Source organism: Amaricoccus sp. (assembly GCF_036846665.1).
Taxonomy (GTDB): Bacteria; Pseudomonadota; Alphaproteobacteria; order Rhodobacterales; family Rhodobacteraceae; genus Amaricoccus.
Window position 1 is genome coordinate 1 of the sequence record NZ_DAIUBO010000172.1, and the last position, 8,568, is coordinate 8,568.

Consider the following 8,568-nt stretch of genomic DNA (forward strand, 5'->3'; position numbering starts at 1 on the left):
GCCCGGCGGGCACCGCCGGGCAGCGCCCGCCCCGCCCCCAGGCGGGCGCTTCGCTTCCGCCCGGGCCGGGCGCTGCCCTCGTCTTGTGGCGGGGCGGTCGAGGAAGGAGGAACGAATTCCTGACGTGATCGCCGTGACTCGACCGGCGGCCCGGCCTGGGCGCTGCTAGGGCGCAGGTGCGAAAGGATCGGTCCCGTAGCGCACCGCCATGAGGCAGAGCCCGTCGGGCGGGGCGACCGGGCCGCAGGCGGACCGGTCCCGCCGGGCGAGGGCCTCGGCGACGCGGCCGGGCGGCCAGGCCCCCGCCCCCACCCGTTCGAGCGTGCCGACGATGCTGCGCACCTGGTTGTGCAGGAAGGATCGCGCCCGCAGGGTGAAGCGGAACTCCCGGCCGGCCGGGCGGTCCAGCGCCTCGATCTCCAGCGCGTCGAGGGTGCGCCGCGGGCTCTGCGCCTGGCAGATCGACGAGCGGAAGGTGGTGAAATCGTGCAACCCGACGAGATGCGCCGCGGCCGCGCGCATCGCCCCGTGGTCGAGCTCGTGCCGGATGCGCCAGGCGCGGCCGCGGTCATGGACGAGCGGCGCGCGGCGCGAGATCAGGCGGTAGCGGTACTCCCGCTCCACGGCGGCGAAGCGCGCGTGGAAATCCTCGCCCACCCGCGCGACCGCGACGACCGCGACCGGCGCCGGACGCAGATGCGCGTTCAGCGCCTCGCCGAGGCGGAAGGGCGCCCAGTCCCGGGCCATCTCCAGATGCGCCACCTGGCCCAGCGCATGCACCCCCGCATCGGTGCGCCCGGCCCCGTAGACCGCCGGCCCGCCGGGATCGAGGCGGCGCGCGGCCGCTTCGAGCGCGCCCTGCACGGAAGCGAGCCCCGGCTGCCGCTGCCAGCCGGCGAAGGGACCACCGTCGTATTCGAGCTTGAGGGCGAAACGGGCCATGCCGGTGCTCTAGCCGATGGCGCGCGAAAGGGGAAACCACCTTCGCGCCACCCTGCCCGCCACCGGCCTCCGCCGCGCTGCGGGATGGATTCGCGCGGCCGCAGCGCGCTCGGATCTATGCGAAATACGAGCAAGAAGATCGCGGCTTGGTTGTGTAACATATTCTGATTCTTGGCAAAGTTCGGCATCTGGGCTAGAATGGATGCGGAATGCCCAAGATGCCTGCCATGTTCGAGACGCATCTGCATGCCGCCCTGCACGCCCGAATCGGCCGAGGCGACCTTCGCATCACCTACCCTTCGGGCCGGGTCGAAGCCTATGGCGACGGCAGTGGCCCGGCGCTGCAGGTCCGGATCGCCGACCGGGCGGCGGTGCGGCGGATCGTGCTCGACCCGACGCTCGCGGTGCCGGAGATGTATATGGACGGCCGCCTCCTGGTCGAGCGCGGCGACATCTACGACCTGCTGGCGCTCGCCAAGCGGAACTTCGCGCCGCAGGCCGCGACGCTGGCCGCCCGGCTCCAGCATCTCCGCCGCCTGCTGACCGGCCTGCCGGCCCTGCGCGCCATCAACCCCAGGCGGGCCGAGCGCAACGTGGCGCATCACTACGATCTCGACGGCCGGCTCTACCGGCTCTTCCTCGACCCGGACATGCAGTATTCCTGCGCCTATTTCGAGCGGCCGGACATGTCGCTCGATGCCGCACAACTGGCCAAGAAGCGCCTGATCGCGGCCAAGCTGCTGGTGCGCCCCGGCGCGCGGGTGCTCGACATCGGATCGGGCTGGGGCGGGATGGCGCTCTATCTCGCGCGCGTCTGCGGCGCGCGGGTGACCGGGATCACGCTCAGCCGGGAGCAGCACGCGGTCTCGACCGGGCGCGCGGCCGAGGCGGGCGTCGCGGACCGGGTCGAGTTCCGCCTGCTCGATTATCGCGCGCTCGACGCGCGTTTCGACAACATCGTCTCGGTGGGCATGTTCGAGCATGTGGGGCTGCGCCAGTTCCCGGCGTTCTTCCGCACCGCCGCGCGATTGCTGGTGCCGGACGGGGTCATGCTGCTGCATTCCATGGCCCAGCCGAGGCCCGACGGCTACAATGCGCCCTTCATCGAGAAATACATCTTCCCCGGCGGCTACATCCCGTCGCTGTCCCAGATCCTTCCGCCCTTGGAGCGATCCGGGCTGCTGCTGCGCGACACCGAGATCCTGTCGCTGCACTATGCCGAGACCACGAGGGCGTGGCGGCAGCGGATCCATGCCAATCGCGCGCGGCTGCTGGAGCTCTATGACGAGCGCTTCCTGCGCATGTGGGACTTCTATCTCGCGGGCTCGGAAACGAGCTTCCGCTTCAACGACCTGCATGTGGTGCATCTGCAGCTCGTGCATGACCAGGCGCGGGTTCCGCTGACCCGCGGCTATATAGCCGAGGAAATGGCGCGGCTCCGATCGGAGGAGGCGCGCATTCCGGAATATGCGGCGCTGCACGAACCCGCCGAGCGGAGGGGGCAGCCGCACGGGGTCGCCGCGCAATAGGCCGCCGCGGCGCCTCTCAGCATGTTTGCAGAAGCCTCAGTGCGTCACCCGCGCCGGCCCGTCGGCAGAAGCGCGCGAGCGTGAAGGCCGAGCGGCGCGGGCAGCACCGTGGCCTGGCGATCCGCGAGGCGCATCCGCCGCGGCCAAGGGTGGCCCGACGCCGATGCGAAGCGATCACCCGGGGACCGCAGGCGATGGCGCGGATGGCGCGCCGCGCCGTCTCAATCCGCAAGCGGCAGGATCAGCGCGAACTGTGCCGTGTCGTCCGTCACCACCAGCTTCCAGTCATGCCACTGGTCGTAGCGATGCGCCTGTTCCAACTTGAACTCCTCGATGATCTCGGCGGCCGCGCGATGGGCGTCGGCCAGATCGATGGCCAACGCACCGTAGTCGTCGCGTATGAAGTTGTCGCTGTCGACGAGATGGAAGTAGTAGCGGGCGCTCATGTCGGCAGGTTGCCGGGAACCGCATAACACCGCTCGCATGATAAATTGACTGTGCCTCCCGAAAAATAGGTAGGGCCCGCCCAGAGCTACGGCATCCGATCAAGCGGCCGGCCCCTCCGCTTCCGACACGCCTGCCGGGATGGTCCCTGCGGTGCGGATCGGGGCGACGGATCGGTTCGCTCGGGCCCGGCGGGTCGGGCCGAGCTGCGCGCATCCATGGGGCGCCGCACTCGACGGCGCGCTCCGCTCGATTCGGCGCGCCGTCCATGGTGGCGTGGCTCGTCGGGGCGACCTGGTCGCCCCAATCGCCGGAGCCGTCGTGGTGGCGCGAGACGCGGGCGAGCTCGACGGAGATGCCGGCGGCGACCGCGCGCTCTACGGCCCCGTTCAGGCGGTGGGCCGCCTCGGCGACACGCCGGATGGCGCGGTCGACGGCAGCATTCTCGGGCAGGTCGACGCGGCGGCTGGCTCATTCGGCAGCGAACGGGTTCATGGTGTCGGCGTGGCCGCCCGCCTCCAGCGCGCGGTGCCCCGATCCGCGGCAAGCGCCATGTCCATGCTCCATCCGTGGTCGGGCGGACCATAGGGATGGCGATCCATGATGGGAGCTGGCATTCTCTCGGGTGCCGATGAGCGGGAGTCATGGGATGATCGAGCGCCAGCACCTCGCGATCCTGCGCGAGACCGACCGGCTCGGCAGCGTCACGGCGGCGGCCGAGGCGCTGCACCTGACCCAGTCGGCGCTCAGCCACGCGATCCGGCGGCTCGAGGCCCAGGCCGGGGTCGCGCTCTGGGAGAAGGAGGGACGCGGGCTGCGTCCGACCCAGGCCGGGCGCTACCTGATCGGTCTGGCGCAGCGGGTGCTGCCGCAGCTGGAACAGGCCGAGGCCACGCTCGCCGACTTCGCCCGCGGACAGCGCGGCATGCTCCGGATCGGCATGGAGTGCCATCCCTGCTATCGCTGGCTGCTGCGGGTGGTGGAGCCCTATCTCGCCGCCTGGCCGCAGGTCGATGTCGACGTGCGGCAGGCCTTCCAGTTCGGCGGCATCGGTGCACTGCTCGGCCACGAGATCGACCTTCTCATCACCCCCGATCCGGTGGAGCGGCCCGGGCTCGTCTACGAGCCGGTCTTCGACTACGAGATGCGGCTCGCCGTGGCCGAGGGCCACCCGCTCGCCGGCGAGGTCGCGGTGCCGGGCGACCTCACCGGCGAGGTGCTCATCACCTATCCGGTCTCGCCCGAGCGGCTCGACATCTACACGCGGTTCCTCGTTCCGGCCGGCTGCCTGCCCCGGGCGGTGAAGGTGATCGAGACGACCGACATCATGCTGCAGATGGTGGCAGCCGGCCGCGGCGTCAGCGCGCTCCCCGACTGGCTGATCGAGGAGTATCGGGCCATGCTGCCGATCCGCTCCCTCCGCCTCGGGCCGGACGGGATGGCGAAGAGCATCCACATCGGCCGGCGCGCGGGCGATGCGGCGGCCGATTATGTCGAGGGCTTCATGGCGCTGGCCGGGGCGGCCTGAGCGTCGCCGTACCGCCGATTCGCGGGGCCGAATTCGGCGATCCTTCCTGACGGGTGCTCGATCGGGTCACCTCGCCGGTGCCGCAGGCGAACTCGAGCACGCGACGGGGCATGGGGCCGAGGTGATCGCGCATCGGCGCCGCCCAGGCCGCGGCCGCGCCGCCGGGTGCGATCGCATGGCCGAAGGCGCGGTCGAAGGTCTCGGCACGGCGGGACCAAGAGTCGCGGATGTCCTCGACGAGGGCGTGGTTGGCGATCAATCGGCCGCCTCGACGATCGCCTCGAAGCGCGTCCTGGCACGGTCGGGCACCGCTTCGGGGATCGCGACCGTCGCCGGGTCGGCGTCGCCGACGGCGATCAGCATCACCATGCCCATGGCGTAGTGCGGCGAGCATTTGACGCCGTAGAGGCCGGGGACGGTCGGGGCGAACGCGATCTCCTCGTTGATCTGCCCCTTGAACGGCGCCGCGCCCTCGGGCGCCATGCCCTCGATGCTGGCCGCGTTGTGGCCGGTGGATGTCGCAAGGAACTTCACCGTGTCGCCGGGCGCGATGCGGAGGAAATCGGGTTGGTAGATCATCGGACCCGCCGCGCCGCGGTTCAGCATCTTCACCTCGAAGGTCTCGGCGACGGCGGGGGTCGCGGCGAGCACGAGGGCGGCGAGGGCGAGTTTCATGGCGTGGTCTCCTCGAAGGGGATGTGGCCCTTGACGAGGAGGCTGCGCACCCCGTCCCGGGGATCGACGTGGGCCGCGACCTCGACGCCGAAGACGGCGCGGATCGTGGCGGGGGTCAGCACCTCGGGCGGCGGCCCGAGGGCGACGACCCGGCCGGCCTGGAGAAGCAGCACGCGGTCGCAGTAGAGCGAGGCGTGGTTGAGGTCGTGCAGCGCCATCACCGCCGACACGGGGAGGCGGCGGATCAACGCGAGGAGCCCAATCTGGTGGCGGATGTCGAGGTGGTTGGTCGGCTCGTCGAGGAGCAGGATCGCCGGTTCCTGCGCCAGCGCCCGGGCGATGTGGGTGCGCTGGCGCTCGCCGCCGGAGAGGGTGTGCCAGAGGCGACCGGCGAGCGGGGCCATGTCGACGCGGGCGAGGGCGTCGTCGACGACGGCCGCGTCGGCGGGGCCGAAGGGGCGGAGCGCGTCGAGGTGGGGCGTGCGGCCGAGCTCCACCGCATCGCGGACGGTCAGCCGCTCGGCGGTCTCCGCCTGCTGCTCGACGAAGGCGAGGCTGCGGGCGACGGCGCGGCGGGAGAGGGCGCGGAGCGGCGTGCCGTCCAGCGTGACGGCGCCTCGCGTCGGGCGGTCGATGCCGGCGAGGAGGCGCAGGAGCGTGGACTTGCCCGAGCCGTTCGGCCCGACGATGCCGAGGCGCTCGCCGAGCGTCAGCGCGAGGTCGATGCCGTCGAGGATCGCGCGGCCGCCGGCATCGCGACCGAGGCCTCGGGCCGCGAGGCTCATGAGAGGCGCCTCGCGCGGATCAGGATGATGGCGAAGGCCGGGGCGCCGATCAGCGCGGTGACGATGCCGATCGGGACGACCTGTTTCGGGACGACCATGCGGCTGGCGATGTCGCAGGCGACGAGGAAGACCGCGCCGAGGACGGCCGAGGCGGGGACGAGCCGCCCGTGGCGGGCGCCGACGAGGAAGCGGGCGGCGTGGGGGATGACGAGCCCGACGAAGCCGATCGAGCCGACGAGCGAGACCATCACCGCGGTCATCAGCGTCGCCGCACCGATCAGCACCGCTTGCACGGGACGGATTGCGACGCCGAGCGAGGCGGCGGCATCGGCCCCGAAGGTGAAGGCGTCCAGCGCGCGGATCTGCCACAGGCAGACCAAGGTGCCGAGGAGTGCGATCGGGAAGGCCAGGGTCACGTCGGCCCAGCGCACGCCCGAGAGGTTGCCGAGCAGCCAGAACATGATGCCGCGGGCGGTCTCGGCATTGGCCGAGCGGGTGACGATGAAGGCGGTCAGCGCGTTGAAGAGCTGCGAGCCGGCGATGCCGGCGAGGATCGCCGCGGTCGGGCCGCTGCCCGCCGCGCGGGCAAGGAGGAGGACGCAGCCGAAGGCTGTGACCGCGCCGACGAAGGCGCCGGCGGAGAGCGAGACGAAGCCGCCGCCCACCCCGAGGATCGCCACGGCGACCGCCCCGGTCGATGCGCCAGCCGAGATGCCGAGGACGTAGGGATCGGCGAGCGCATTCCGGAGCAGCGCCTGCAGCACCACACCGGAGAGCGCCAGCGCCGCCCCGCAGCAGGCGGCGACGACGGCGCGCGCGAGCCGGTAGTCCCAGACGATGCCGGCGTCGATCGGGTCGACGGCGAGGCCGGCGCCGAAGAGATGGTTTGCCGCCGTCCGGGCAACGGTGCCGATCGGGATCGCGGTCTCGCCGAACGCCGCCCCCAGCGCGAGGGCGGCGAGGATCGCGAGGAGCGAGAGCAGGAGAGCGGCGAGGGGCTTCACGTCAGTTCGCGAGGCCGTAGGAGGCAAGCGCATCGGCGAGCTGCTCGATGCCGCCGATGACCCGGATGCCGGGCTCCATCGAGTCGGAGGTCATGGAAGCGATGCGCCCGTTCTTCGCCGCCTCCATCTGACTGGCGACCGGGTCGGCGGCGAGGAAGGCCTCCTTCTTCTCGATGTCATCGGCCTCGAAGCGGCGGCGGGTCATCTCCGCCGCGACGATCAGGGTCGGGTTCGCCCGCGCGATCGTCTCCCAGCCGACCGTCGGCCATTCCTCGTCGGACTGCACGACGTTCGTGATCCCGAGCGTGCTCATGATGTAGCCCGGCGCGCCCTTCTGGCCGGCGACGTAGGGATCGAGGTCGAGCTCCGGCGAGGAGAACCAGAAGACCGCCGAGATGTCGTCGATCTGCATCGCCGCGACCTTCTCCTTCGCGGCAGCCTCGCGCGCGCGGAGGTCGGCGACGAGCGCCGTCGCCTTGTCCTGCACGTCGAAGATCTGGCCGAGCTCGGCGATCGTCTGGTAGAGCACGTCGGTGGTGAAGGGCTCGAGCCGCGTGCCGTCGCCGCCGACCGTGTTGTCCTTGCCGACGCAGTCGGTCGGCAGGACATAGGTCGCGATGCCGAGGTCCTCGAACTGCTCGCGCGTGCCGACGATGCCCTGCGGGCCGACATGCCACTCGTATTGGGCGATCACCACGTTCGGGCGCTTGGCGACGATGCTCTCGAACGAGGGGTCGTTGTCGGCGAGCCGCTCGACCTTCGCGTTGACCTCGGCGAACTGCGGCAGCACGTCGGAAAACCAGACGCCGGTGCCGGCGACCTTGTCCGCGAGGTCCAGCGAATAGAGGATCTCGGTCGCCGCCTGGCCGAGCGACACGGTCGCGGCGGGCGCCTCGTCGAAGGTGACGTCGAAGCCGCAGTTCTGGAGCGTCAGCGGGTATTTCGTCGCTTCCGCCTGGGCGGCGGCGGCGAAGGCGGTCAGGCCTGCGAGGAAGCAGAGATTGCGCATGGTGTCTCCAGGGAACTGGCCGGTCGAGGCCCGGAGAGGCCGCAGGGCCGTGCTCGCCCGAAAGGACGATGGACGGCTTCCCACGGCAGGCACGCATCGCGCATCCCATCCCCCTCCGGGCCACCCCGCCCGGGTTTCGGTTCAAGCGCCGGCAGGTCTCCTGGCTCGCGGGTCTCGGAGGCCCTGCCGCCTTCCCGGAGCTCGCGCCCCAGTGGCATGTCGGCAGGTCTCTCGCCGCTTACAGTCGCGGGGGCGGCTCCGGTTTCGACCGCTGACGCGGCCGCCCGGATTCCCTCTTCGTCCTTGCGGACACCGGCCCGTCCCGAATGAACGCTCCCCGTCCCGCTGTCAACGGCCCGGTTCGACCGCGCTTTCCGAACCTGGGCAGATCGCGGCACGAGGGGCATGCGACGCCGGCCGATGCGGTCCCCTCTCGTCCTGCTGACGATGCTCGGCGTCCTGATGCCGGGGGCTTCGGGGGCGGCCGCTTCCGTCTTGCCGGGCGGGATGACGCCGGCCGGGGCCGCCTCAGCCGAGCGCGGCGACGATGGCGTCGAGGCCCTCGGTCAGCGCCGCGGGGCCGGGCTGGAGGATCAGCGGCGACTTGATTTCGACGATGCGGCCGGCGCGAACCGCAGGGATGGCGGCGAAG

The 8,568-nt window shown here is 71.6% G+C and carries 9 protein-coding genes and 1 riboswitch; of the genes, 3 read left to right on the forward strand and 6 right to left on the reverse strand.

All coding sequences use genetic code 11. The features are described from left to right. Positions 1–165 precede the first annotated feature (165 nt). Positions 166–942 (reverse strand): tRNA pseudouridine(38-40) synthase TruA, encoded by a 777-nt coding sequence (truA, locus tag V7050_RS15135; RefSeq protein ID WP_324370415.1) that lies wholly within the window; start codon positions 940–942, stop codon positions 166–168. 209 nt (positions 943–1,151) lie between these two features. On the opposite strand from truA, the gene V7050_RS15140 reads away from it, so the two are divergent. After that, the gene (locus tag V7050_RS15140; protein ID WP_324370413.1) at positions 1,152–2,471 is read left to right on the forward strand and encodes a cyclopropane-fatty-acyl-phospholipid synthase family protein; all 1,320 of its coding nucleotides are present in this window, start codon (positions 1,152–1,154) and stop codon (positions 2,469–2,471) included. Between the two features lie 221 nt (positions 2,472–2,692). Here V7050_RS15140 and V7050_RS15145 read toward each other — a convergent pair whose 3' ends face one another. After that, a complete protein-coding gene (locus tag V7050_RS15145) occupies positions 2,693–2,917 on the reverse strand; it encodes a DUF6894 family protein (protein ID WP_324370411.1) in 225 nt (74 codons plus the stop codon). Between the two features lie 322 nt (positions 2,918–3,239). Here V7050_RS15145 and V7050_RS15150 point away from each other — a divergent pair, with 322 nt between their 5' ends. Next, a complete protein-coding gene (locus tag V7050_RS15150) occupies positions 3,240–3,503 on the forward strand; it encodes a hypothetical protein (protein ID WP_324375336.1) in 264 nt (87 codons plus the stop codon). 61 nt (positions 3,504–3,564) lie between these two features. Further along, positions 3,565–4,443: a LysR family transcriptional regulator gene (locus tag V7050_RS15155; protein WP_324375334.1), complete on the forward strand. Its 879-nt coding sequence runs from the start codon at positions 3,565–3,567 to the stop codon at positions 4,441–4,443. A 255-nt stretch (positions 4,444–4,698) separates the two neighbouring features. Here the strand turns inward: V7050_RS15155 and V7050_RS15160 are convergent, their stop codons facing one another. The 4 genes from V7050_RS15160 to V7050_RS15175 are packed head-to-tail and all read right to left on the reverse strand — an operon-like array spanning position 4,699 to position 7,916. Continuing rightward, positions 4,699–5,118 (reverse strand): pseudoazurin, encoded by a 420-nt coding sequence (locus tag V7050_RS15160; protein WP_324369818.1) that lies wholly within the window; start codon positions 5,116–5,118, stop codon positions 4,699–4,701. Beyond that, positions 5,115–5,903, reverse strand: a complete 789-nt coding sequence (locus V7050_RS15165; RefSeq protein WP_324369816.1) for an ABC transporter ATP-binding protein — start codon at positions 5,901–5,903, stop codon at positions 5,115–5,117. The genes V7050_RS15160 and V7050_RS15165 overlap by 4 nt, the downstream gene beginning before the upstream one ends. After that, the gene (locus V7050_RS15170) at positions 5,900–6,940 is read right to left on the reverse strand and encodes a FecCD family ABC transporter permease (protein WP_442885619.1); all 1,041 of its coding nucleotides are present in this window, start codon (positions 6,938–6,940) and stop codon (positions 5,900–5,902) included. Before V7050_RS15170 ends, V7050_RS15165 begins: the two co-directional genes overlap by 4 nt. Continuing rightward, the gene (locus tag V7050_RS15175; protein ID WP_324369814.1) at positions 6,909–7,916 is read right to left on the reverse strand and encodes an ABC transporter substrate-binding protein; all 1,008 of its coding nucleotides are present in this window, start codon (positions 7,914–7,916) and stop codon (positions 6,909–6,911) included. The genes V7050_RS15170 and V7050_RS15175 overlap by 32 nt, the downstream gene beginning before the upstream one ends. Before the next feature lie 133 nt (positions 7,917–8,049). Next, positions 8,050–8,248: riboswitch (cobalamin riboswitch) on the reverse strand. Positions 8,249–8,568: the final 320 nt, after the last annotated feature.